The sequence below is a fragment of the Flavobacterium sp. AG291 genome, from assembly GCF_003350375.1.
Lineage (GTDB): Bacteria > Bacteroidota > Bacteroidia > Flavobacteriales > Flavobacteriaceae > Flavobacterium > Flavobacterium suzhouense.
The window spans coordinates 274057-297632 of the sequence record NZ_QQAR01000003.1; the positions used below are offsets into that span (position 1 = coordinate 274057).

25 protein-coding genes are annotated in these 23576 nt (G+C 36.5%); 12 read left to right on the forward strand and 13 right to left on the reverse strand.

Going from position 1 to position 23576, the window contains the following annotated elements:
• Positions 1-39: 39 nt before the first annotated feature.
• Together DEU42_RS05325 and DEU42_RS05330 are read right to left on the reverse strand one after the other, a co-directional pair.
• Positions 40-390, reverse strand: a complete 351-nt coding sequence (locus tag DEU42_RS05325) for a four helix bundle protein (protein WP_114757250.1) — start codon at positions 388-390, stop codon at positions 40-42.
• Positions 391-469: 79 nt separating this feature from the next.
• Positions 470-1504: a formimidoylglutamase gene (locus DEU42_RS05330; protein WP_114757251.1), complete on the reverse strand. Its 1035-nt coding sequence runs from the start codon at positions 1502-1504 to the stop codon at positions 470-472.
• A 102-nt stretch (positions 1505-1606) separates the two neighbouring features.
• Between DEU42_RS05330 and DEU42_RS05335 the strand changes: the two genes are divergently transcribed.
• Positions 1607-2482: a hypothetical protein gene (locus DEU42_RS05335; RefSeq protein WP_114757252.1), complete on the forward strand. Its 876-nt coding sequence runs from the start codon at positions 1607-1609 to the stop codon at positions 2480-2482.
• Between the two features lie 269 nt (positions 2483-2751).
• The gene (locus DEU42_RS05340; protein ID WP_233506622.1) at positions 2752-4197 is read left to right on the forward strand and encodes a glycosyltransferase; all 1446 of its coding nucleotides are present in this window, start codon (positions 2752-2754) and stop codon (positions 4195-4197) included.
• 91 nt (positions 4198-4288) lie between these two features.
• Here DEU42_RS05340 and hutI read toward each other — a convergent pair whose 3' ends face one another.
• Positions 4289-5524, reverse strand: a complete 1236-nt coding sequence (gene hutI, locus DEU42_RS05345) for an imidazolonepropionase (RefSeq protein WP_114757253.1) — start codon at positions 5522-5524, stop codon at positions 4289-4291.
• 71 nt (positions 5525-5595) lie between these two features.
• Here hutI and corA point away from each other — a divergent pair, with 71 nt between their 5' ends.
• Positions 5596-6678: a magnesium/cobalt transporter CorA gene (corA, locus tag DEU42_RS05350; protein WP_114757254.1), complete on the forward strand. Its 1083-nt coding sequence runs from the start codon at positions 5596-5598 to the stop codon at positions 6676-6678.
• Between the two features lies 1 nt (position 6679).
• The gene (locus DEU42_RS05355; protein WP_114757255.1) at positions 6680-7372 is read left to right on the forward strand and encodes a DUF1003 domain-containing protein; all 693 of its coding nucleotides are present in this window, start codon (positions 6680-6682) and stop codon (positions 7370-7372) included.
• Between the two features lies 1 nt (position 7373).
• Here DEU42_RS05355 and DEU42_RS05360 read toward each other — a convergent pair whose 3' ends face one another.
• The gene (locus DEU42_RS05360) at positions 7374-7871 is read right to left on the reverse strand and encodes a GNAT family N-acetyltransferase (protein ID WP_114757256.1); all 498 of its coding nucleotides are present in this window, start codon (positions 7869-7871) and stop codon (positions 7374-7376) included.
• A gap of 130 nt (positions 7872-8001) precedes the next feature.
• Positions 8002-9399, reverse strand: a complete 1398-nt coding sequence (fumC, locus tag DEU42_RS05365) for a class II fumarate hydratase (protein WP_114757257.1) — start codon at positions 9397-9399, stop codon at positions 8002-8004.
• Between the two features lie 218 nt (positions 9400-9617).
• Between fumC and DEU42_RS17515 the strand changes: the two genes are divergently transcribed.
• On the forward strand, positions 9618-9779 hold the full coding sequence (locus tag DEU42_RS17515) for a hypothetical protein (protein WP_199509052.1): 162 nt from the start codon (positions 9618-9620) through the stop codon (positions 9777-9779).
• 70 nt (positions 9780-9849) lie between these two features.
• Here the strand turns inward: DEU42_RS17515 and DEU42_RS05370 are convergent, their stop codons facing one another.
• From DEU42_RS05370 to DEU42_RS05400, 7 genes are all read right to left on the reverse strand, one after another.
• Positions 9850-12117 carry an ATP-binding protein gene (locus DEU42_RS05370; protein WP_114757258.1) on the reverse strand — a complete coding sequence of 756 codons (2268 nt, stop codon included), beginning with the start codon at positions 12115-12117 and terminating at the stop codon, positions 9850-9852.
• A gap of 9 nt (positions 12118-12126) precedes the next feature.
• Positions 12127-12723, reverse strand: a complete 597-nt coding sequence (locus DEU42_RS05375) for a biliverdin-producing heme oxygenase (RefSeq protein ID WP_114757259.1) — start codon at positions 12721-12723, stop codon at positions 12127-12129.
• A 5-nt stretch (positions 12724-12728) separates the two neighbouring features.
• Positions 12729-13160, reverse strand: coding sequence for a response regulator (locus DEU42_RS05380; RefSeq protein ID WP_114757260.1), 432 nt, complete (start codon positions 13158-13160; stop codon positions 12729-12731).
• Positions 13161-13450: 290 nt separating this feature from the next.
• Positions 13451-13897: a response regulator gene (locus DEU42_RS05385; protein WP_114757261.1), complete on the reverse strand. Its 447-nt coding sequence runs from the start codon at positions 13895-13897 to the stop codon at positions 13451-13453.
• An 18-nt stretch (positions 13898-13915) separates the two neighbouring features.
• Positions 13916-14470 carry a helix-turn-helix domain-containing protein gene (locus DEU42_RS05390; RefSeq protein ID WP_114757262.1) on the reverse strand — a complete coding sequence of 185 codons (555 nt, stop codon included), beginning with the start codon at positions 14468-14470 and terminating at the stop codon, positions 13916-13918.
• Positions 14471-14595: 125 nt separating this feature from the next.
• The gene (locus DEU42_RS05395) at positions 14596-14979 is read right to left on the reverse strand and encodes a DUF3037 domain-containing protein (RefSeq protein WP_114757309.1); all 384 of its coding nucleotides are present in this window, start codon (positions 14977-14979) and stop codon (positions 14596-14598) included.
• Positions 14957-15751, reverse strand: coding sequence for a HipA family kinase (locus DEU42_RS05400; RefSeq protein WP_114757263.1), 795 nt, complete (start codon positions 15749-15751; stop codon positions 14957-14959). The genes DEU42_RS05395 and DEU42_RS05400 overlap by 23 nt, the downstream gene beginning before the upstream one ends.
• A 281-nt stretch (positions 15752-16032) precedes the next feature.
• On the opposite strand from DEU42_RS05400, the gene DEU42_RS05405 reads away from it, so the two are divergent.
• From DEU42_RS05405 to DEU42_RS05420, 4 genes are all read left to right on the forward strand, one after another.
• Positions 16033-18009 carry an LTA synthase family protein gene (locus DEU42_RS05405; RefSeq protein ID WP_114757264.1) on the forward strand — a complete coding sequence of 659 codons (1977 nt, stop codon included), beginning with the start codon at positions 16033-16035 and terminating at the stop codon, positions 18007-18009.
• 99 nt (positions 18010-18108) lie between these two features.
• Positions 18109-18879, forward strand: a complete 771-nt coding sequence (locus DEU42_RS05410; RefSeq protein WP_114757265.1) for a phosphatase PAP2 family protein — start codon at positions 18109-18111, stop codon at positions 18877-18879.
• Positions 18880-18940: 61 nt separating this feature from the next.
• The gene (locus DEU42_RS05415; protein ID WP_114757266.1) at positions 18941-19612 is read left to right on the forward strand and encodes a response regulator transcription factor; all 672 of its coding nucleotides are present in this window, start codon (positions 18941-18943) and stop codon (positions 19610-19612) included.
• Positions 19599-20996 carry a sensor histidine kinase gene (locus DEU42_RS05420; RefSeq protein ID WP_114757267.1) on the forward strand — a complete coding sequence of 466 codons (1398 nt, stop codon included), beginning with the start codon at positions 19599-19601 and terminating at the stop codon, positions 20994-20996. The genes DEU42_RS05415 and DEU42_RS05420 overlap by 14 nt, the downstream gene beginning before the upstream one ends.
• On the opposite strand, the gene DEU42_RS05425 is transcribed toward DEU42_RS05420, so the two are convergent.
• The gene (locus tag DEU42_RS05425; RefSeq protein WP_114757268.1) at positions 20993-21913 is read right to left on the reverse strand and encodes a LysR family transcriptional regulator; all 921 of its coding nucleotides are present in this window, start codon (positions 21911-21913) and stop codon (positions 20993-20995) included. The two genes, DEU42_RS05420 and DEU42_RS05425, sit on opposite strands and share 4 nt — an antisense overlap.
• 102 nt (positions 21914-22015) lie before the next feature.
• On the opposite strand from DEU42_RS05425, the gene DEU42_RS05430 reads away from it, so the two are divergent.
• The 3 genes from DEU42_RS05430 to DEU42_RS05440 all read left to right on the forward strand — a co-directional run bounded on the left by DEU42_RS05430 (position 22016) and on the right by DEU42_RS05440 (position 23550).
• Complete coding sequence (locus DEU42_RS05430) at positions 22016-22621, forward strand: NAD(P)H-dependent oxidoreductase (RefSeq protein ID WP_114757269.1); 606 nt, start codon at positions 22016-22018, stop codon at positions 22619-22621.
• The gene (locus DEU42_RS05435) at positions 22611-22898 is read left to right on the forward strand and encodes a putative quinol monooxygenase (RefSeq protein ID WP_114757270.1); all 288 of its coding nucleotides are present in this window, start codon (positions 22611-22613) and stop codon (positions 22896-22898) included. Before DEU42_RS05430 ends, DEU42_RS05435 begins: the two co-directional genes overlap by 11 nt.
• A 133-nt stretch (positions 22899-23031) precedes the next feature.
• The gene (locus tag DEU42_RS05440) at positions 23032-23550 is read left to right on the forward strand and encodes a C40 family peptidase (RefSeq protein WP_233506623.1); all 519 of its coding nucleotides are present in this window, start codon (positions 23032-23034) and stop codon (positions 23548-23550) included.
• Positions 23551-23576: the final 26 nt, after the last annotated feature.

A 23576-nucleotide genomic window follows, 5' to 3' on the forward strand; every position in this document is an offset into this window, starting at 1 on the left:
TCGATTTTGGATGATTTGGATTCTAATCTGCTTAGCAACTTATTTAAGTGTTGAGCGAAATTTAGATGTCATTTTAACGATTCTGTCTAATTTAGTGATGAGTATGTGAGTATCTTCTTGATTTAAAAAATTTAAATCAGAAGATATTAGCAGATGTGTTTCAACTTCATAGGCTGAACCAATTGCTATTTCAAGAAATCTTGAAAAGTCTTTATTAGAACTTCTGGAACAACCTTCAGCTATATTAGCAGCTATAGAAACTGATGCTCTTCTTAATTGATTTGTCAACCCGAATTTTTCTGACTCAGCAAAAGATGAAGTAACTGAATATATTTGGGTACAAAATTCCCTGCTATACTTCCAAATCTCTAAATCTTTAAACCGATGCATTTAGTGTCAATTATTTATTTTTTATAATTATCGAAATATCTAAGAATCTAACAGTCGAATCATCCAACATTCCAACAATCTAAAAATCGTTTTTCGCTTTCATAAAATCAGTTACCAAATAGGCGATAAGCTTTCCGGTAAGGTGGTTATTCTTTTCGTTGTCAAGATCGGGTGCGCCTTCGCACAAATGCAGGTAGGTTGCATTTTTATGCTGTCCGAAATAATGAATAAACTGGCGTACTTTTTCTACGCTGAATCCGCTCGGGGTAATAGCGCTGCTGGCAATGTTTGGTAACGAATCCAGGTCGATCTCAATACCATACGGATCATCTTCTATAAAGCCAAGTGCATGGGCCATTTCCTCTGAAAAGCTTTTTTCTTTTCGCACGCTTATTTGCTCATAGGTATTGAATTTAATACGGTCGTAATGTTTCTTTATGTTTTCCATTACAGCTTTAGAGGTGTAGTTCTCATGTAACCCGAAAATGAAATATTTTTTAAGGAAACCTTCTTCAAAAGCATAGGAAAAACCATTACCGCTATGGCGTCCTTCAAGTTGTCTGAAATCGGTGTGGGCATCAAAGTTAATGGCACTTACGGGTTTACCTTTGGCCAGAGCTGTTCCTTTAATATTACCATAGGCATTGTTGTGACCTCCACCAATTATAATCGGAATCTTACCTGCTGCTATGATCTGGCAAACTATATGGGCAACATCCTTATCAATTTTATCTACCAGTTCAGATAGCTTTTTACGCCCCTCTGCACTGGTAGCATCTATTGATGCTGCTTCTTCCATAATTGCGGAAACATCAATTTTTCCTAATATGATAAGATTACTTCCTTTGGCATATTTATTATGCTGAAGGTTTACAATACTTTTGATAGCCGATTCCCAAGCTGAAGCAGTACCCGGACGCCCAAAGTTAGCACGTACCCCTACATCTTCAGGAATACCTATCATAACATACTCAGCTTCAATCGATTTAAGAAATTCAGTTATGCTTATTCCGTTAGGAACAGTAATTATCCTTTCGCCGAATTTAATCTCTCCGCTTCGGTGTGCTGTGTATTTTGTAAGGTCGTTAACAGTGAATCTTATTATGTTTTCCATGATGTTTTTGTTGGATTCAAAAATACTATATTCCGCTAATTTTTCGTTAAAATCATAGTGGCAAATTAAAATTAATATAAATTTGGAAAAAATATTTTAACAATGGAAAATCAAAAAAGTAATTCAAGCTTAAAGGCAATTATAGTAATATTGGCAATATTACTAGTGGGAAGTCTTGCTTACATGTACAAAATGAGTACGGACAGCGAGACTACAGAAAAAACATTATTATCTGAAAAAGAACAGCTTATTCATGACCTTGAAGAAAAGAAGGCAAGTTATGATGCTGCTATCGCAGAAAACTCTTCATTAAAAGGAGATCTTGAGGCAGAACGTGCCAAAATTGAAGAACTTCTTGCTGAAGTTAAAAAGTCTAAAGGAGATGCTGCTTCTTTAGCACGTTACAAAAATCAGTACATCAAACTTAAACGTGATTATGATGCTCTGATTGCTGAAAACAATTCATTAAAAGATCAGAATGCTACATTAACTACTCAGCGTGATAGTACTGCAACTGCGCTTGGAGAGTCTAAAAGGTACAATGATACACTTGTAGGACAAAACGAAAAACTTTCTAGAACGGTTGAAAAAGCAGCGAAGCTTCAGCTTCTTAACCTGCACATTCAGCCTTACAAAGAAAGAAGCTCAGGTAAACTGGTTCAGACGGATAAAGCAAGTAGAGTTGATGTAATAAGGGTTAGCTTTACAATTGCTGCAAACGAAGTGGCTCAGGCAGGTAACAAAGTATACTATGTACAGGTAATCGATCCTAAAAACAATGTAATTGGTGAAAAAGCTACTGAAGCTTTTGGTGACCAGTCACTTACTTACAGCTTTATTACTAATGCTGTTTATGAAAACAAAACTATGGAAGTTAAAGAAACAATTTCAGGAAAAGACTTTGCTAAAGGACTTTATACTGTAAATGTATTCGATAAAGGCCAGTTGGTTGGTAACACGACATTCAACCTTAGATAATAGGGTAAAAAATACGCATTGAAAGAGCTGCCTCAAAAGGGCGGCTCTTTTTTTATGCCCAGTTTAGATGTGTTGTTGAATCCCAGTTCGAAAAGTGTAGAAAAGTGTGGAAAGTGTAGAAAAAACGAACAAATTAATAAGTATTTTTTTTATTAATATGTTGATTTACAGGTGTTTTTTTTGTAGGGTATAATCTTTGGTATTGGATTATTAAAAATTGTGATAGCAGGGTATACTTACCCGTATATTCATCCCCAAAAATGCCTATAATGTTAAACTACACACAAACTACTGCTTCACTTCCTCAAACGGAAATGAAGAAAAAAGAACCTGCTGGAAAATCGCAGAAAATAAATATCATAAAACAGTTGAAGGCACAACGCCGTAAACAAAGATTTGTAATGTCCGGAACATTTTTCCTACTGACAGGAGCTATTATAGCTGTCTTTTTTCTGAAAGATGAATTCGAACAATTAAATCTGGACAGATTATCAACAAATTGGGGTTTAGCCTTATTATTACTTACCGGTGTATTATTCCTGTTTCAAGCTTGCTTTTTCATTTATAATATAATACTCTATTTTAGATATAAGCTCATTAAATCGGTTTCTGACGACCTGTTGCCGGTATGTACTGTAATTGTGCCAGCTTATAATGAGGGCAGATTGGTTTTCGATACTTTGGTTAGCCTTGCCAAAAGCAATTACCCTGAGGCTAAGCTTGAAATAATGGCTATAGATGATGGCAGTAAAGATGATACTTGGCAATGGATGCAACGTGCCAAAGCGGAACTGGGAGACAGGATATCGATTTGTCAACAACCGGAAAATAGAGGTAAACGTCACGCATTGTACCGTGGTTTTCAATCGGGAAGGGGTGATGTTTTTGTGACGGTAGATAGCGATTCTGTAGTAATGCACGACACCCTGCGCAATTTGGTGAGTCCTTTTGTTGCTAATAAGAATTGTGGCGCAGTTGCAGGAAACGTTCGTGTACTGAATAATAAGAAAGCCATTATCCCTAAAATGCTTAATGTTAGTTTTGCTATGAGCTTTGAGTTTATGCGATCTGCCGAAAGTGCTTTGGGATCAGTAATGTGTACGCCGGGCGCACTGGCCGCCTACAGAAGAGATGCTGTGTTTAACTGTCTTGAAGAATGGATAGATCAGAGTTTTATGGGACAACCATCAAACATAGGTGAAGATCGCGCAATGACCAATATGATACTTAAACAGGGACATCATGTAGTATTCCAGAAAAATGCTGTTGTATTTACGAATGTTCCTGAAAAACTTAACGGATTATCTAAAATGTTTATACGATGGGGAAGGAGTAACATTAGGGAGAACATAATGATGTCAAAATTCATATTTGCTAAGTTTCGCGAGGGAAGCAGGATTGGAGCAAGACTTTTATTCATCAATCAACTTATAAGAATCATAATGGCCTATCCGCTGATATTGCTAATGCTCTTATTTGTTGCTACACATCCTTTACTTTTCTTGAGTTCTACTTTAGTAGGTATTTTGGTGTTCTCAAGCTTTTCGGTACTTTTTTATTCCAAAAAACACACTGTTAAAGGCGCTTTTTGGGCATATTCTTATAGTATACTTTACACGTTTTGTTTGTTTTGGATAACACCTTATGCCATTGCTACTATGGGACGAAGTGGATGGCTTACAAGAGAATTGGTGCAGGAAAAAAGTATTACATAAACTACACACTTTTATAAAGAACAAGGGCTTACTCATTTTGAGTAAGCCCTTCGTTTATTTGCCTTAACAGGATTGTTAAGGATTATAGGGATTATATTGTTTTACCTTCTATGATTACGGTTTCAATAAGGTTACTCCCAAAGGCATACGGTAACTGATAATAAGAAGTTACCGGTTTTGTAATGATAAGATTAGCTCTTTTACCAATGGTAATACTACCATGTGTATCGCTTAATCCCATTGCGTAGGCTCCATTGATTGTAGCGGCATTAATAGCTTCTTCAGGAGTCATTTTCATTTTAATACAAGCTGTAGCTACAACAAGGTTCATATTACCTGATGGCGTAGTGCCCGGATTAAAATCTGTCGCCAGTGCCAATGGTAATCCTGCTTCAAGCATTTTACGGGCAGGAGTGTATGGAATACTGATGAAGAATGAACAGGTAGGCAGCGCTACCGGCATGGTATTACTATTTTTCAGGACTTCAATATCTTCGTCAGTAACAATTTCAAGATGATCTACACTTAGTGCATCATGCTTTACACAGGCTTTAATTCCGTTTATGGCTGTAAACTGGTTTACATGAATCTTGGCAGGCATACCATATTTTTTACCTGCTTCCATAATGTGTTCAGTTTCTTCTATTGAGAAATATCCTGTTTCAAGAAAAGCGTCAATATAATCTGCAAGTTTTTCCTCTGCTATTCTTGGTAGCATTTCATTTACTATAAGATCAATATAGCCACTATGGTTTTCTTTATATTCGGCAGGGAAAGCATGCGCCCCTAAAAAAGTAGCTTTTATGGCTACAGGATATTCTTTCTTTAGTCGTTTTATAACGCGAAGCATTTTCAGTTCACCTTCAACGGTAAGTCCGTAACCTGATTTTATCTCAACAGCACCGGTTCCCTGTTTTATTACTTCCTCCAGACGGTGTTTCGACTGCTCATAAATATCATCTTCGCTGGTTTCGTTCAGTTTTTTTGCTGAGTTTAATATTCCTCCGCCACGATTGAAAATTTCTTCATAGCTAAGACCATTAATACGGTCTACAAACTCTAGAACACGGTTCCCTGCATACACTATATGGGTATGGCTGTCGCACCAGGCTGGCAAAACTGCTTTTCCTTCGGCATCTATCACATTATAACCTGAAATATCCGGACAGTTTTCCATTGTCCCGTAACCTGTTATCAGATTGTTTTCAATAGCAAGCCAGGCATTGTTAAGTAACGGTAGGCCAGCCATTTCTTTTCCTGATATTTTTGCTATTCCTGCCTCACGAACCTGAAGTAATTCTTTGATATTTGTAATAAGGGTCTTCATCAATTAAACTTTTTGTAAAAATAGAATGGATTTTAAAAAACTCCTATATTTATAATAAGAAATGCAATATTGTGAAGAGAATAAAATATAGTAAAGTACGCAGGGTGCAACCCTATAATTTTGAATACACTGGCGAGCATACTACCGACCCGGTAGAGATGCAGCTTTTTGTTTTTGATGAAGAAGGATATGAAGAATATAAAAATGTAGGGCTGGAACGGGTTTTTTCAGAATGTAAGGATGAACTTCAGATAAATGATACAAAGTGGCTTAATGTACATGGTTTACATGATGTAGAGCTTATTCAGAAAATTACGAGTTTTTTTAATGTAGAGCCCTATGTTGTGGGAGATATCATCAATACATCACGACGTACCCGTATTGAAGAATTTGGCGATGTTCTGTTCTTTAGCGTTAAATCGGTTTTACCTGAAGAAGATAACGGAGCAATAAAAACCGAACAGATAAGCTTTTTGCTGAAAGACAATGTAATCGTTTCATTCCAGGAAAAGAAAAATGATTATTTCTCTCATATCAGAGAGCGTATAAGGACTGGAAGCGGATTAGTCAGGAAAAAGAAGAATGATTACTTATTATATCTCATGCTGGATGCGATTATGGAAAATTTCTTCGTGACAATCGAGCGTTTTGAAGATAAGGTAGAGGCACTACATGACGGAAAGATAAGCGGAGGAGAAAATTTTATTACTGGGATTGAAAAAAGCCGAGATGAACTCAATTATATTAAAAGATCTATCAATCCTTTACGTGACGCTTTGTATAACCTCAAAAGCGCTAAAGACGAAGATGATGAGTATGAAACCATAAGGAAGTCTACACATGTGTTTTTTGCACGTCTGCATCAAAAATGCCTTGAGATGCTGGATCAAATCGATTATGACCTAACTTCTCTTGATAGTGCCTCAAACTTTCATTTTTCGGCACAAAGCCAACGAATGAACCAGATCATGAAGACGCTTACCATATTCTCGGTTATCTTTATGCCTCTCACCTTTATAGTTGGGGTATATGGTATGAACTTTGACAATATGCCTGAATTACGTACGGAAAACGGATATTTTTGGGTATGGGGTATAATGGTATTTACTACTATTTGCATGGTTATTTATTTTAAAAGGAAAGACTGGTTTTAATATGAAATTTATAAGCGATATATCCGGAAAAGAATTTCCTAACAAAGAAAAAGTACCTGCAAAACTTGTACGTCAGCCTATACTTGATGAAATAAAAAAAGATGCGCCAAACTTTGATGATAGCTGCAGTCTGTCAATAGGAGAGCTTAATCAGTACCGGTCCAGATATATAGCCGATTTTCTCAGGAAAGAAGTAGGCGAGCTCTCAGAAATGGAAACAAGGGTGATAGACTCGCTTAAAAATGATAAGTTATTGTCTGATAATCCGGATGATAGTGATAGTAATATTACTTTTGGTCAGCATGTTGCCGATAAAGTAGCTTCCTTTGGAGGAAGCTGGACTTTTATTATGCTGTTTGTTGGTTTCCTGTTGGGGTGGATAGGCCTGAATGTTTTTATACTGCTTAATAAAGGCTTTGATCCTTATCCGTTCATTTTGCTTAATCTTATTCTTTCGTGTGTAGCTGCATTACAGGCTCCTGTTATTATGATGAGCCAGAACCGCCAAAACGAAAAAGACCGCGAAAAAGCACAGAATGATTATATGGTAAACCTGAAGTCGGAGCTTGAGATACGTATGTTGCACGAAAAAATAGACCACCTGATAATGCATCAGGAGCAGTCGCTTATTGAGATACAGCAAATACAAATCGATATGATGAATGATATTTTAGCGAGGGTAGAGAAGAAGTAGTTTACTCCAGTATCAGCTGCATAAAAGTAACATCAAGCCAGCGGCCAAATTTGAATCCTGCTTCCTTAAGGAATCCTGTTTCCTTAAACCCGAATTGCTTATGAAATTCGATACTCGATTTATTATCGGCATCAATAACTCCTATCATGGAGTGAATGCCTTCTGTTTTTGCAATAGCAATTAAATCGGCCATTAAGATTTTACCGATACCCTTTCCCTGAAAATTATCGGAAACATATACGGAATGTTCTACAGTAAACTGATAACCTTTTTTAGGCTTAAAGATTCCGTAAGCGGCATAGCCGGCAACTTTATCGTCATACTCAGCGACAATTACTTTAAACCCGTCCTGTTGTCTTTCAGTAAACCAAACCTGCATATCATCCATTGATTTAGGTTCGTAATCATATACCGCAGTACTATGCAGTATGTTATGGTTTACGATTTCCAGTATGGCAGGAAGGTCTTTTGTTTCGGCAGGGCGGGTAATTGTTTTCATTTTCAAATATAAAGATTTATTATATGCTTTTTGGGGATTTCTCCACTCCGTTGCACTTCGGTTGAAATGACATCAAATAAAAAAGGCCATTCACTTTTAGCGAACGGCCTTTGTATAATAGTGAAGGATCTTATTTCAGTGACCCTACCATGTCTTCCGGTTTAACCCAGGCATCAAAATCTTCAGGGGTTACATAACCTAAACGTACCGCCTCATCTTTCAGGGTAGTTCCGTTTTTGTGCGCTGTCTGAGCGATCTCAGCAGCTTTGTAGTAACCAATCTTAGTATTAAGTGCAGTAACAAGCATCAAAGAGTTGTCAACCAATTCTTTGATACGTTTGTAATTTGGCTCGATACCTTGTGCGCAGTGCTCGTCGAAAGATACACATGCATCACCAAGAAGTGTAGCCGACTGAAGGAAGTTAGCTGCCATTAACGGTTTAAATACGTTTAGCTCATAGTGACCTTGCGTACCACCGATAGTAATAGCCACGTCGTTACCCATTACCTGAGCACATACCATTGTAAGTGCTTCACACTGTGTAGGGTTCACTTTACCTGGCATGATAGACGATCCCGGCTCATTTTCAGGGATAAGGATCTCTCCAATTCCTGAACGCGGACCTGAAGCCAGCATACGGATATCGTTAGCAATTTTATTTAGGGAAACAGCAAGTTGCTTAAGTGCTCCGTGAGTTTCAACAATAGCATCGTGAGCTGCAAGTGCCTCAAATTTGTTTTCAGCTGTTACAAATGGATGCCCTGTAAATTTAGCGATGTACTCAGCTACTTTTACATCATATCCATCAGGAGTGTTAAGTCCTGTGCCTACAGCAGTACCACCAAGAGCAACTTCGGCAAGGTGAGCAAGGGTATTTTTAACAGATTTAAGTCCGTAGTTAAGTTGTGCCACATAACCTGAAAGTTCCTGCCCAAGAGTTAGGGGAGTAGCATCCATTAAGTGTGTACGGCCAATTTTTACCACATTCATATATTCCTGTGATTTAGCCTTAAGTGTATCACGTAGTTTTTCAACTCCCGGGATAGTAACTTCTACAACAGCTTTGTAAGCCGCAATGTGCATACCTGTTGGGTAGGTATCGTTAGAAGACTGCGATTTGTTCACATCGTCGTTAGCTTTTAGTACAGGCTCGCCTTCACCAATTTTACCTCCGGCAAGAACCTGAGCTCTGTTAGCGATAACTTCGTTAAGATTCATGTTACTTTGCGTTCCTGAACCTGTTTGCCATATTACAAGAGGAAACTCACTGTCTAGTTTACCGGCAAGAATCTCGTCGCAAACCTGTCCGATAGCATCACGCTTTTCAGCGGAAAGTACGCCAAGGTCGTGGTTAGCATAAGCAGCCGCTTTTTTAAGGTAAGCAAAACCTTGTATAATTTCTTTTGGCATAGAACCTGAAGGTCCTATTTTAAAATTGTTTCTTGAACGTTCAGTTTGAGCACCCCAGTATTTATCTGCAGGTACCTTTACTTCACCCATGGTGTCTTTTTCAATCCTGTATTCCATTTTCAGAATGTTTTATTGTTGTATTTGTTCGTTGTTAGGTAAAAGCCTTCTAATTGTGTGTATATGTGAATGGCAATTATAAAGCCTGCCAAAAATAAGCATTATAAGCAGGTTTAAAAAATGATTTTCCAAATAATTTATATTGATTTTAGCTTACAGTTGTTGGTTAAAATAAATATTCGCCCTATATTTGGGGCTGAATTCAAACAATCAGAAAAATGGAATTTACACAATATTTAGGTTTCTTAGCTTTTCTTACTATCATCTCAATCGGTTTTTGGTTAATGATGTTCCTTGTTCCTTTTGTACTTTACTGGGTAACAGGTGGTGCTATTGAACTTGTTAAAGAAAGAAATGCTCAGAAAAAAGATAAAGAGTAATCCTTATTTTTTTCCAATATAAAAACGCCCTGATTATATAATCAGGGCGTTTTTATTTGAGCTATGTTTTCTAATTATTTGCAGGGAAATACATGCTTATGGTAGTTCCTTCTCCTAAGGTACTCACAGCTGTTATGTATCCATGGTGGTTCTGCATTATCTTTTTGCAAAGAGCAAGCCCAACTCCGGAACCCTTATATTCTGATGCAGCATGCAGCTTGGTAAAAATATTAAAGATAGACTCTGAAAACTGGGGCTCAAAGCCAATACCATTATCACTAAAGTGAATTACATTGTAAAATCCTGTGTCTTTACCGTTATATGTCATTGGAACAGGACTTGCAGTAATGTTTATCTCAGGATTTCTGTCTTCTGCAGTATATTTTACGGAATTACTTATGAGATTCGAAAACAGCTGTTTTATAAGGAAAGGTATTCCTTTAACTACAGGAAGCTCTTCATAATTAATAACTGTAGACTTTTCGTTTATCGTTTCACTCATTTCTTCTTTAAGCTCCTTAACAATCCTGTTGAGATCAACTTCTTCAAAAGCATCATCAGAATGTTTTAGTCTCGTATATTTCAGGATGTCTATAAGTAGCGTTTGCATTCTTCCTGCAGAAGCATTCATTCTTAATATAGCGTCATGAACATTTTCCGGTATTTCAGTTTCTTTGCTTAGTATTCTGGAAGAAATGATCTGTATTTTTCTTAACGGTTCCTGAAGATCGTGTGTGCTAATCCAGTTAATGTTTTCCAACTCCGAATTCGTTTCTTTCAGAAGCTCGCTCAGTTTACGGTATTTTTCTTCTTCCTGACTAATTATAAGTAGATTAATTTGTCGCTGAAGACTGTTAGCATAGGTAGCGGCCGTCACGATTTCGGGTTGTAACCAGGGTTTGCTTGTACAGCTTACGGTTTCTTTCCAGAGCTTAAAGGAGTTACGAGGTGAAAGTCCGTTTTTATCTTTTACAATAGCTTTGTTTGGATCTCCGGCCCAGTTTACTTCTGTTTTAGTTTCAGGTCTGAACCATAGAATGCAGTTATTGCTGTCCATATCCAGTGAATGGTAAATAAGTCCGGATGTCTGTCCACACATATCAAGCTTGTTTGGCAGGTAATCTACAAGTTTATCGGTATAAAATGAACCGTTATTAGTGTATGTGGCAAGCCAATTGGCCATATCCTGTATTTCATCATCGGTTGGTGTAATTCCATTTTTATAAATACCACCATTAAATACAATAGCTACACCAGCTGCATTGCAAAGCTGAAGTATGCCATCTTTTTTTACAAGATCATTAAATTTACCCTCATCTTTACCTGTAAGGGAAAAGGTGTTTATTTTCTTTAGCTCTTCGTTAGTCTTCCGTGATACCTCATATTCTTCATTAGACTGTCTAAGGTCAATCTGAGAAGTAATAAAATGGCCTTGCAACTGTGCTGCCAGTCTAATCTCAGGAGTGAGGTTCTTGGGAGAGTAATGATGGCAGGCAATCAGGCCCCATAATTTCTTTTTATATATAAGAGATATTGTTAATGTTGCGCCAACCCCCATATTGTGTAGGTACTGAACATGTATGGGTGAAGTGCTTCGAAGGATTGAAAGACTAAGGTCGAGATTCTTATCCCGAGTATCATCAATTGTATATATCGGTACAGGAGTATAGTTGATGTCTGCGATGAGTCTTAATAGGTTCTTCATATACAGTTCCCTTGCCTGAGGCGGAATATCCGTATGAGGATAATGCAATCCTAAAAAGGGTTCAAGATCATCTCTTACGCTTTCGGCAAATACTTCTCCATTATAATCTTTATCAAAGCGATATATCATTACCCTGTCATAGCCGGTAATTTCACGGGTACCGTTAGCTACTAGCTGGCAAAGTTCTTTAAGCGTATGGGTATCGTGCATGTAAAGCAGGAACTGGGATGTCTGGTCATATACCTCACTAATATTACGATCCTGAGTATTTACCGGTTCTGCTTCTATAATATATATACTTCCGCTTTTATGTACTGTACACTGAAAAGTCTTGTGTTCTATAGTAAGCCTATGCAAAGTAGATGAAAGCATCTGGTCCTTACTAATATAATCTTTTAGGCTGTTTAAAGAATCTGTACCAAAAAAGTCCTCAAACTTTTTATCCAATAGTTCTTTATAGGGTATGCCTATATATTCTTCACAATTGGCGCTGCAAAAGTCAATGGTGAAAGTATCTTCCTTAAGACCAATTAAAAAGCCGTGAGGCTGGATGCTACCCGGAATATGGATAGGTTCCTGTTCACAATTGGTAAGGTTTACGATATCACGGTTTACAATATCCTTTATCTTCATAAATTATAACTAAACACTTTTATTAAAGTGATTGCTTATAGCATTAAAGGCATAATCCGCTCCGGCGATAATTTCTTCGGAGGAATTGCTCTGTGATTCATATTGGGTTAGTTGCGCTAAAAAGTTTTTCCAATAGCTGCCGGTTTGTCCTCCATATCCACCAAAGTATGCAGCCCCATTTTCTATATCGTGTCCAAGAGCAGCACTAATATTTTTAAGGATAACCCTTCCGCCTAGTGATGAGCCTTCAATTACATAAAAAACACCCATTGCAAAAGCTTTAGAAGGGTTTGTAAGCGAATCGCTTAGAGGATTTGCTACATCTTTTTTAGTTAACCCAAGCGTTTTTAGATCCTCTTCGAGTAAATGTGTTTTATTCCTTTCATCTAAATCGGTAACAATATCTTTAAGAGCGGGGAATATATTTTCCTCAGCATCTTTTACAACATCATGCATCAAATCAAGGTATAATGCATATTCAGCATTTGTTACCTTTGGGTTCATTATGGATGAAGATATAGGTAAAGCTTCAAGGTTTGTGTGTGATTGTGAGGTTGCTTTTCGCAAATTCTCAAGAAAAATAGTTGAATTTTCGAGGGTATTCATAAATTTTAAAAGAAAGAATAGACAAAATTATTTGGGGAGGGCTTAAAATTACTCCAGTTTATTTTTATGGTATCTTCTATGGATTTTTTTAACTCACTAAACATACCAGATTTTGCAACATAAAAATTTGCTCCTAATTCCCTGCTTTGTTCTATTATCTCGCTGTCACCGGATGTTGAAAGCATTATTACCGGAATATCATTATTAGATTCCCTGATTTTCTTAAGTGTTTCCAAACCATTAAGGCCGGGCATATTTATATCAAGAAAAATCATATATGGGGTAGGAGGTGGATTGTTAAGTGCATCCAAAAGCTGTTGGCCGTTTTTTTGTGTTACAACAGTATAGTTAATATTAATGGAATCTACGATTTCAGTAAAAAATTCCAAATCATCTTCATCATCATCTGTATAAAATATGGTGAAATCGCTTTTCATAATTCAGTTTTTAAATTAAAAAATGAGTGAAGGTGATAAACAAATATAGGTATTTAAAAAACCAATATTAATGAATTTATGAAAATTATTGCAATATTTATGTATTTGTTTTAAGTTGATAAGTTTTAGTTTTAAACTATAACGTGATTTGTATAATTATGTAAAAATCTGTTTCAATGCGTTTATTAAATTTGTAGTATCAAATGATAGTATTCTATTTTTTGATTTTTAAAAAAAAGGTACCAAGCTGGGGGGCAGGTACCTTTTTTTGTTTTATTAACCAGATAAACTTAAAGACTCAATATAAAACTGTCTTTATTCAGCCCATCTGTAATATATTGCCAGTTGATATGAACCACATCACTCAATATCTTTTTAAGCATATTAAAGTCATTTGGCTTTTTGATATATACATTAGCTCCTGATACAAAAGTATCCTCGATATCCTGTTCAGATGAAGATGTAGAGTATATTGCTACCGATATTTTTTTCAGGCGCTCGTTAGCCCTGATTTCTTTAAGACATTCTATGCCTGATTTTCTTGGCATATTAAGGTCAAGGAAAATGATATCTGGCAAAGGGTTGTTAGTTTCGTAAAGATGATTCATTAATTGTTCGCCATCATTAAAAGCAGATATCCTGTAGTTTATCTTTACCTCTTCAAAGGCTTCCTTAAAAAAAAGACGATCATCTTCATCATCATCGGCCAGCATTATGTGCAGTGTTGTCGGTCGCATTAATTTATTTTACGTGATTTAAGCTTCAGTATAACGTTTCTGTTTCATAATCTTTTGAAACGCAGTAGGAGTTACTCCTGTAATATTCTTGAATTGTTGGGATAAATAGGCAACGCTACTGTAGTTCATCATGAATGAAATTTCAGTAAGAGACAAATTCTCTGTTAGCAGTAATTGTTTAACTCTTTCTATCTTGTGCAAAATAATGAAATTTTCAATTGATATAAAAGTTACCTCAGAAAATACCTGAGATAATGTTCTGTAACTCTCACCTAATTTTTCTGAAAGGTAAGATGATATTTTCAACGATTGTACCCCCTTGTCAGCATACAGCATCTCTATAATAGCATTCTTTATTTTCTGAACCAATATGCTCTTTTGGTTGTCAACAATCTCAATACCAAATTCTTTTAAGGATTCTATGAGTTTGTTGTAAGTCTCCATGGGTATGTTTTCTTTAAATTTAACATATCCAGGTTCAGTAACTTTGCAATCGATATTAAATTTATCCAGCTGTTGCTGCAGCAGGACTTTACACATCATGTCTATATTATATTTTATGTAAAGTTCCATGTAGTGCCCTCCTTAAACGAAGTAAAAATAGAATATTTTTTTAACATTTTGCTTATGATGTATTAAATTGTAACTGTTATGTTTTTAATTGTAAGAAGTAACTTTAATTTTAGAGGCTGTTTAAACTATAAAACATAATCTTCATACAATTTTTGTGCTCTGAATTCCAGATCATCACATAATCCGGGATGTGGTCTTGAAGTTTGTATGACAGAACTTCTCACAGCAGTAAGCCATCTAAAGCGTTCCGGAACTTCAAGTCGTGCAATTGGGCCACCATCAATAGCTCCTTCGCCAATTTTCTGGAAAGATTCAAGATTACGGCGAATCTGGTCTATATCAGCATCAGGGGTAAGCATCGTTATTTTGGCTTCATCTACGGTAAATAAAACCCTGATGAAGCGTTTTCGTTTACAGAAAACTACAATTCCTGCATTAATGAATTCTTCGCGTTCAACCCTTGGCACAACGCGAATTACAGCATACTCATATAAGTGCTTTTCTTGCATCATTGGCCTGTTTTACAAATATTGATGAATTCTCTAATCGGGTTAACAGGAAGGTTGCATAAACGTCCCTGATTTCTTCGGGCGACTTTTCAAGTTCTTCCCACTGTAGCCATTCGTCAGGGATAAGATTTACAATGCCTCGAATTTTCTCCGGGGTAAGTGTAGCCCTGTATTCGGTATCGGTTTCTTCAAGTAATGATGCCTGTGGCAATAACACATGGTCTTTTATAAGGCCAAATGTGCTCTTTGCATGCCCCACAGGATCACTGAATGAGTGATGGAAATAAAAGCTTGCACCATGATCTATAAGCCACAGCTCTTTATGCCATATAAGCATATTCGTATTACGGAATGTCCTGTCAACATTGGTGATGTAGGCATCTAACCAAACGATTTGTGAAGCTGTTTTTGCATCTACAGCTGTGACAACCGGATCAAAATTTATAGCTCCTGACAGGTAATGCAGTGCCAGGTTAAGTCCTTGTGAGGACTGTAGCAGGTCCTGTATTTCTTCATCGGCTTCGGTTCGGCCAAAGGCTTCATCTAAGTTAGCAAAAACAAGTTCCGGAACAGGTAACCCAAGCGTTCGGGCAATCTCTCCTCCAAGCAGTTCGGCAATAAGTGCTTTTGTGCCATGTCCGGCACCTTTAAATTTAAGAACATACTTAAATTCGTCGTCTGCTTCTGCTAAAGCAGGCAACGAGCCCCCTTCACGGAGAGGGGTAAGATATCGCGTAACATTAACTGTACGCAGATGTGGTGCATTCTCCATATACTACTGGCTTTTCAGCTTTAATTGAAGCGTAAAGATACCGTTTTTTAGCTAATCAGATTTGGCAGTTTTGTGCCAAAAAAGAGATTTTATAAAGTTGTTTTTTTGATTTTAAAAACATGATATTCAGTTGTTTGTTTTTGTTTCGATGTTGATTTGTAAGTAATTACTTTTGTTTTTAGTACTTCTATTATTTCATTCTTAAGATTCGCTTAAGAGAGAATTGATGACTCAATTTTCAAATTTATCAGCCGTTATTTTGTAATCACAAAGTAGCGATTATGAAAATTAAGGGATCATTTAAAACACAGTTTCATCTTTCAAAAAGACTTAGTTTGTTATTCAATTTTGTAAAGGTCTTTTTGCTTCTGTCTTTATTGTTAAGGGTCGTATTTTATTTTTGGCAGGCTGCAGATGTTTCATGGAATCCGTTAAACATTCTCATGACATTGGGTACCGGGTTGTTTTTTGATTTAGGAACCTGCGGTTTTATTGTTTTGCCATCAATTCTTTATCTGTTTATCATGCCGAACAGATTTATAGGTTCAGAAGTAGATAAAGCCTTAGTGTATATATTCTTTAATCTTACAGTATTTTTATTGATGTTTACTTTTCTGGCAGAGCTTACTTTTTGGGAAGAGTTCAGGACTCGCTTTAATTTTATTGCTGTTGACTATCTTATATATACCCATGAGGTTATAAGTAATATAAAAGAATCATATCCGCTTCCATTGCTTATAGGGATAGTTCTTTTAGCCACAGCGGTTGTGTTTTATATATTTCATAAAAGATTTGTTTTTAAAAATACATTTTCGGAAGGCATATCACTCAGGCAAAGGGTAACTGTGGTTATGATTGGGATTACAGTAATGTTCTTTTTCATTGGTTTTGTTAAGAACACCGATGCCGAGTGGTCTTCCAACCGTTACAACAATGAAATTTCTAAAGCGGGTATATATTCATTCTTTGCTGAGTTTAGAAATAACCGAATGGATTATGTCGATTTTTATACTACTATAAATGAAAAGAATGCTTTCTCTTTAGTCAGGCATAATGTTGCTGAAAAAAATGCTCATTTTGACGGAAGTGGCTACGCTATAAAAAGAGAGGTGGACGCTCAGGGAATCTCTGAAAAGCCAAATGTTGTCTTTATCCTTATGGAGAGTATGAGCGCTTCATTTATGAAAGAGTTTGGTAATAAAAAGAACATTACACCAAACATGGACAATCTGGCTCAAAATAGTATTTTATTTTCAAATCTATATGCCACCGGAACCCGAACCGTAAGAGGGATGGAAGCTGTAACGTTATGTATACCTCCTACGCCGGGGCAGAGTATAGTAAAGCGTCCTGAAAATCACGATCTGTTTACTGTTTCAACAGTATTTAAAGACCATGGATATGATAATAGCTTTTTTTATGGTGGTGATGGTTATTTTGATAACATGAACAGCTATTTTGGAGGTAATGGGTTTACTATTTATGACAGGGGCAGAGGTAGCGTACTGAATGATAATATTAAAGCGAAACGAAATAATATTAAAGACAGCGAAGTAACATTTGAAAATGCATGGGGTATATGCGACGAGGATATCTATAAAAAAATGATGTCGGTTGCCGATGAGCACTATAAGCAGGGTAAGCCGTTTTTTAATTTTGTAATGACTACTTCAAATCACAGGCCATATACATATCCGGAAGGTAGGATAAATATACCATCAGGCAAGAACCGTGATGGTGCTGTAAAATATGCAGACTTTGCTTTGGGTAAAATGCTTAGGGAAGCACAAACCAAGCCGTGGTTTAAAAATACAGTATTCGTTTTTGTTGCCGATCATTGTGCAAGCAGTGCCGGTAAAGATGAGATTGATGTGGCTAACTATCATATACCTGCCATTATCTACAACTTATCTGGAGCCGAGAAACGAAAGATAGAAAAGCAATGCTCTCAGATTGATATTTTTCCAACTTTATTTTCCCTGATGCATTGGGATTATGAGTCAAATTTCTTTGGTAAAGATGTACTTCAGCCTGATTTTAATGAGAGGGCTCTTATGGGTACTTATCGAAAACTGACCCTTATGAAAAAGGATGAAGTGATGATACTGTCGGATCAGAAAAAGCAAAATTTTTATAGTTATTCAATAAAAGACAATAGTTTGAAAGCTAAAGATATTGAGACCGGATTTTTAGATGAGGCTATTTCCTGGTATCAGACAGCAGATTATATGTTTAGTCATAAGCTATTAAAAAAGTAATTATTATTAAAGTATATTATTAATTAAAAAATAGGATTATAGAATAAAACTCCGCAGCGCATGCCACGAGGGAATAGTAATACCCCATACTATATTATTATGAAAGCGAAGTTTTTATTTATGATGGTGCTTTTCGCGCCGGTGCTTAGAGCTCAGGTAGTAAACGATTCAATAGTTGCTGATACAACTTCAGCCTCAGACTATTACAAATTTAATTATAAACAACTTATAATTCCCACTGTGCTTGTGGGTTATGGAGCTATTGGCTTAGAGAGCCATACTCTTATAGGGCTTAACAAACAGTTGCGTGATGAGGTTAAAGAAGATATAGATGAAAAGATAACAATAGACGATTTTTCGCAGTATGCCCCTATGGCTTCTGTTTACGCTTTAAATGCTATGGGTGTGCAGGGAAAAAACAATTTTAAAGATCGCACTATTGTTATGGCGACATCTTATCTGATAATGAGCGGTACGGTTTTAGGGTTAAAATCGATTACTAAGGTGGGACGTCCCGATGGTAGCTCAAATAATTCCTTTCCATCGGGTCATACGGCTACTGCTTTTGCAGGTGCCGAATTTTTATGGCAGGAGTATAAAGACAAGTCGATATGGTATGGTGTTGCAGGATATGCGGTAGCCACAGGTACCGGCTTATTCAGGATTTATAACAACAGGCACTGGCTTACCGATGTAGCAGCCGGTGCGGGTATAGGGATATTAAGCACTAAAATTGCCTACTGGATACAGCCCTATACCAGCAAATTGTTTATGGGAAAAGACAGTGGTAAAGAACAAAAATATACAACAGCTATTGCACCGTTCTATAATGGTAACCAATTGGGATGTTCGATAGCTATTCAGTTTTAAAAAAACATTTACAAGAGTTTGTAACTTAGGTAAAATCTATAACTTTATTAAAAATTAGGAGATGGATATTCTGGTTGTTGAAGACGAGAAAGGTATTTATGATTTTTTGAAGCAGGGACTTGAAGAGGAAGGTTATACGATAACTATAGAATCTTCGGGAGATACTGGACTCGTTATGGCATTAAAAAAACATTTTGATGTGATATTACTGGATTGGATGCTACCAAAGATCTCCGGTCTGGAAATATGTAAAACGATTAGGAAATCTAATAAGTCCACGCCTATTATTTTTCTTACGGCTAAAGATACTGTGCAGGAAACGATTACGGGGTTACAGGCTGGTGCTAATGACTATATCAAGAAACCTTTTAGTTTCGAAGAATTGCTGGAACGCATAAAAGTTCAGCTTCGTAATATTATAGAAGAAAAGCCGCAATATATGCTTGGTCCTATTACTATGCATACGGATACATATCAGGTATTTTATAATGATACTGAGGTTATGCTTACCCAAAAAGAATTTGCCTTACTCGAATTTTTATTAAAGAATAAGGGAACTGTATGTACAAGAACTGAAATCATTAAGAATGTATGGAACATACATTTTAATTATGATACCGGTGTTATAGATGTGTTTATTAATGGTATCCGTAAAAAACTGGGACTTACAAAAGAAGAGAATTACATTAAAGCCATACGTGGTGTAGGATATATAGCCAATGAGATCGATTAAAACTCCTGTATCTATAAAAAACAGGATTGCACTGTTTAACCTTGTAACTACGGCATTGTTGATACTTGTTGTATTTACAATTATATACAGGATTGTGTCTTTTTCGGTAAATGAGGATATTAATAAAGAATTACAGGCTGAAATTAACCTTCATACTTCATATGTTGAAAATCAGGACGAATTCGTTGGTCTTGTTGATAAGGAAGAATGGGATGAAAGCGAGCATAAGGAAATTGTAATAAATCCGGTTTTTTTACAGGCTTTTGACGATCATGGTAATTCTGTAGAAAAATCTCCAAATCTAAAAGGAGAAAACTTAAAGTTTTATAAAAATAAGAATTCAAAATTTTATAAAGATACCCAGGTAACAGGCTTGTCGATACGCCAGGTACAGGCGCCATTGTTTTTTAAAGGTAAACTTAAAGGCTATGTAATCATTGCTATGTCTATCGAGCAACCACATAAGGTACTTGATAATTTATTGTTCGTTTTGTTATTAGCTTATCCCATAGTTTTATTAGTACTTTTTTTTATTACCAGAATCGTTGCTGGCCAAACCATGAAACCGGCACTTGATATTATTGCTACTACCAAAAGTATAACGGATAATAACTTTAACGAAAGGGTAAAGCTCCCTAAAAAAAGAGATGAACTTTACGTGCTTTCTTTGGCAATTAATGGGTTGTTGGATAAAATTGAAAGTGCTATAGTCAGAGAGAAACAATTTACATCTGATGCTTCACACGAACTTCGTACGCCACTTGCAGTTATAAAAGGTACGCTTGAAGTACTGGTAAGAAAACCACGTACTACCGAAGAATATAATGAAAAGATAAACTATTGTGTAAGTGAGGTAAACAGGCTAAATCATATGGTCGATCAGCTTTTGCTTATGGCAAGGTTTGAAGACCAAAAACTTGCTGCTAAGTTACAAACCGTGGTATTGGATGAGGTTTTACTTCAGGCATTAGAGCGTTATTCTCCAAAAATTGAAGTAAGAAACCTTACTGTTGATTTTGATTTTACCGAGCATTTTGAAGTGGTGTCCGATGCAGGAATGACAGGGCTTATAATAGAAAATATACTCTCTAATGCGATTAAATATTCTCATGATGGAGGAAATATAGCAATTGAACTCTTTAATGATAATAAGAATGTGATTTGCCGTATAACAGACAAAGGGATTGGTATTGCTGCAAATGATCTCGGCAAGATATACGGACAATTTTATCGCTCTGAGGCATTGGAGCATGCCAGTGTAAAAGGTACTGGCCTTGGTTTGTCTATTGTAAAAAGGTTATGCGATATACTCAATATTGGTCTCAATATAGAAAGTAATAAAAACGAAGGAACTTCAGTCACTCTTTCTTTCGAAAAGAATTAAGATTTATTGAGCATCTCCGCTAATACAGTTTCATCCCTGAAAATCTTTTTAATTACTTCTATTTCATCTGCATACATGGTTTTCTTTCGTGTAGCAAAGTGGAGTGTATTGGTAAGTTTGGGCTCTCCTTCCCAGATAAGCTGAATCTGTCCGTTTTCAATTTCACGATGGCACAAAAAGTCCGGGATTACGGCAAGGCCAATACCGCTCGACAGACAACGTACAATTGAATTCAGGTTAGGAACGATATAATTCGGCCTGAAGTCAGGATACTTATTAAAGTTCAGTTGCCAGAAACGTCGAAGGTGTTCCATATCACCGGTAGTGCCGTACCATTTTTGCTGTTTTAGCCATGTTTCGAGAGCATTGCGGTCATTTTGCGCGACTATGGCAGTAAGAGCTTCCTTGTCAACTTCATTGCCACCAACAAGCACAATAGTCTCTTTACTGAAAGCCTCATAATCTACATCTTTACTAACTACCATCTGAGGTGTAATAATTAGGTCGAGTATGCCTTTCTCAAGGTTTTCCACCATTTCAGGATATTCCCCAAACTGAATAATTACATTAAAAGGTAAGGTAGCAATGTATGGTTCCAGCGTAATCTGAAAAGTCTCAAAGCACATACCTACACTAATGGTTGGTGTATGTTTCTCTGTGCTACGCTGAAAATTCTTTTCGGCTTCTTCCAGTTTTGTGAGCGCATCGTTAATGAAGTTATACAGTGCTTTGCCACGCTCGGTAGGCACCATACGTCGGCCTTTACGGTCAAAAAGCCTGTAACCGGTATAATTCTCCAGTGAACTTAAATGCAGACTTACTCCGGGTTGAGAGATAAACAACTCCTGTGCCGCTCCGGTTAGTGTTCCTGTTTTATAAACGGCCTTAAATGTCCTGTACCATTCCAGATTAACCATAGTTTAAACTATTAGAATTATAATGTAAATGTATAAATTATCTTATTTTTATAATAGTATACGTCGCCGTAAATTTGTATCGTTAAACATAAGATATAAATCATGACTAAAATATTCATCATCAACGGAGGCCAAAACTTTGGGCATTCAGGCGGTAAGTTCAACGATACGGTTACTGCCAAAACATTAGATTTTTTTACAAAAAGTGAAGGTTTTGAAGTAAAGGTAACTAACATAAGTGAGGGATATGATCCTGCCGAGGAGGTTGCAAAATATGTATGGGCAGATGTAGTAGTATACCATACACCTATATGGTGGTTCCAATTACCGCACGATTTTAAAAAATATATAGATGTAGTTTTTACCGAAGGCCATGCTAATGGTATTTACAATAGTGACGGGCGTTCGTCGGCAAATCCTGCTATTAATTATGGTACGGGAGGAACTCTGCACGGGCGTAAATATATGGTAACAACATCATGGAATGCGCCTGTGGAAGCATTTACGTTACCAGGTGAGTTTTTTAATGAAACCAGTGTAGATAAGGGTATTTTGTTTGGTTTTCACCGTATGAATGCTTTTACCGGTTTAGAACCTTTGCCATCACACCATTTTCATGATGTAATGAAAAACCCGGATATGGAAGCGTTTTTAGGAGACTATGAGAATCATCTTGAAAACATTTTTATTAAAGAATATGCAAATTAATATAACCGCAATAATAAAGGCTTTGCCTGAAAAAGGTGAAGAAATGAAAGCTTTGCTGCTAAAACTGGTAGAAGGCTCTACAAAGGAAGTTGCCTGTATACAGTATGATTTGCATCAGTCTGCTGAAGAACCAAACATTTTTATTTTCCATGAAATATGGAGGGATGCTGATAGTCTTGCTGAGCATACCCAAACCGAACATTTTTTAGAATTTGTCAATGATTCATCACCATTATTGGCTGAACCATTAACGGTTTATAAAACCAACAGGATTTAAATTGTTTAAGTCAGTAAAAAAGCCGCTTGTCATTAAGACAGCGGCTTTTTTGTTTTAGAAAGGTTAATTAACTTTTTAATACGCTCTAATGGTTTGATTTTTGGAATTCATAACAATAGTAAACGCCATGAAAATGCAGAAAACATCTTTATTGTACATACTTCCGCTTTCTTTTATGTTTTGTAAAAAGGAGGTGACAGCAACAAAGCAGGAGCAAAGAACCGCTGTTGATACCATAAGTATAGCTAAATCATCGGAACGTGAGGAAGTAATTGCTTATGCAAAAAAATATCTTGGAACAAAATATTGTTATGCCGGAGGTAGCCCCGAGAGTGGTTTTGACTGTTCAGGGTTTGTAAATTTTGTGTTCAAACATTTTGATATTGACTTACCCAGAAGTTCATCAGGATTTGCATCAATTGGAAGGTCTCTCAAACCCGAAGAATTTCAGGTAGGGGATGTGTTAGTTTTTTATGGCTATAAAGACAGGAATTCTGTAGGGCATGTAGGTATCATCTGTGAAGCTAATGGAATGAAATCAAAATTCATTCATTCGTCATCGGGTAAGGAAATGGCAGTTATGATTAGTGAGCTGGGATCGGATATGTACACTAAACGATTCTATAGATGTATAGATCCTTTTAAGATGTAATGATAAAAACAAAATGAAAGATTTAA

Coding starts and splice junctions, on each gene's coding strand:
- DEU42_RS05405 (WP_114757264.1), top strand. CDS start 16,033: ATGAAAATTAAGGGATCATTTAAAACACAGTTTCATCTTTCAAAAAGA.
- DEU42_RS05440 (WP_233506623.1), top strand. CDS start 23,032: ATGCAGAAAACATCTTTATTGTACATACTTCCGCTTTCTTTTATGTTT.
- DEU42_RS17515 (WP_199509052.1), top strand. CDS start 9,618: ATGGAATTTACACAATATTTAGGTTTCTTAGCTTTTCTTACTATCATC.
- DEU42_RS05385 (WP_114757261.1), bottom strand. CDS start 13,897: ATGCGACCGACAACACTGCACATAATGCTGGCCGATGATGATGAAGAT.
- DEU42_RS05410 (WP_114757265.1), top strand. CDS start 18,109: ATGAAAGCGAAGTTTTTATTTATGATGGTGCTTTTCGCGCCGGTGCTT.
- DEU42_RS05415 (WP_114757266.1), top strand. CDS start 18,941: ATGGATATTCTGGTTGTTGAAGACGAGAAAGGTATTTATGATTTTTTG.
- DEU42_RS05390 (WP_114757262.1), bottom strand. CDS start 14,470: ATGGAACTTTACATAAAATATAATATAGACATGATGTGTAAAGTCCTG.
- DEU42_RS05425 (WP_114757268.1), bottom strand. CDS start 21,913: ATGGTTAATCTGGAATGGTACAGGACATTTAAGGCCGTTTATAAAACA.
- DEU42_RS05355 (WP_114757255.1), top strand. CDS start 6,680: ATGAAATTTATAAGCGATATATCCGGAAAAGAATTTCCTAACAAAGAA.
- fumC (WP_114757257.1), bottom strand. CDS start 9,399: ATGGAATACAGGATTGAAAAAGACACCATGGGTGAAGTAAAGGTACCT.
- DEU42_RS05375 (WP_114757259.1), bottom strand. CDS start 12,723: ATGAATACCCTCGAAAATTCAACTATTTTTCTTGAGAATTTGCGAAAA.
- DEU42_RS05430 (WP_114757269.1), top strand. CDS start 22,016: ATGACTAAAATATTCATCATCAACGGAGGCCAAAACTTTGGGCATTCA.
- DEU42_RS05435 (WP_114757270.1), top strand. CDS start 22,611: ATGCAAATTAATATAACCGCAATAATAAAGGCTTTGCCTGAAAAAGGT.
- DEU42_RS05395 (WP_114757309.1), bottom strand. CDS start 14,979: ATGCAAGAAAAGCACTTATATGAGTATGCTGTAATTCGCGTTGTGCCA.
- DEU42_RS05335 (WP_114757252.1), top strand. CDS start 1,607: ATGGAAAATCAAAAAAGTAATTCAAGCTTAAAGGCAATTATAGTAATA.
- hutI (WP_114757253.1), bottom strand. CDS start 5,524: ATGAAGACCCTTATTACAAATATCAAAGAATTACTTCAGGTTCGTGAG.
- DEU42_RS05360 (WP_114757256.1), bottom strand. CDS start 7,871: ATGAAAACAATTACCCGCCCTGCCGAAACAAAAGACCTTCCTGCCATA.
- DEU42_RS05340 (WP_233506622.1), top strand. CDS start 2,752: ATGTTAAACTACACACAAACTACTGCTTCACTTCCTCAAACGGAAATG.
- DEU42_RS05420 (WP_114757267.1), top strand. CDS start 19,599: ATGAGATCGATTAAAACTCCTGTATCTATAAAAAACAGGATTGCACTG.
- DEU42_RS05370 (WP_114757258.1), bottom strand. CDS start 12,117: ATGAAGATAAAGGATATTGTAAACCGTGATATCGTAAACCTTACCAAT.
- DEU42_RS05380 (WP_114757260.1), bottom strand. CDS start 13,160: ATGAAAAGCGATTTCACCATATTTTATACAGATGATGATGAAGATGAT.
- DEU42_RS05400 (WP_114757263.1), bottom strand. CDS start 15,751: ATGGAGAATGCACCACATCTGCGTACAGTTAATGTTACGCGATATCTT.
- DEU42_RS05325 (WP_114757250.1), bottom strand. CDS start 390: ATGCATCGGTTTAAAGATTTAGAGATTTGGAAGTATAGCAGGGAATTT.
- DEU42_RS05330 (WP_114757251.1), bottom strand. CDS start 1,504: ATGGAAAACATAATAAGATTCACTGTTAACGACCTTACAAAATACACA.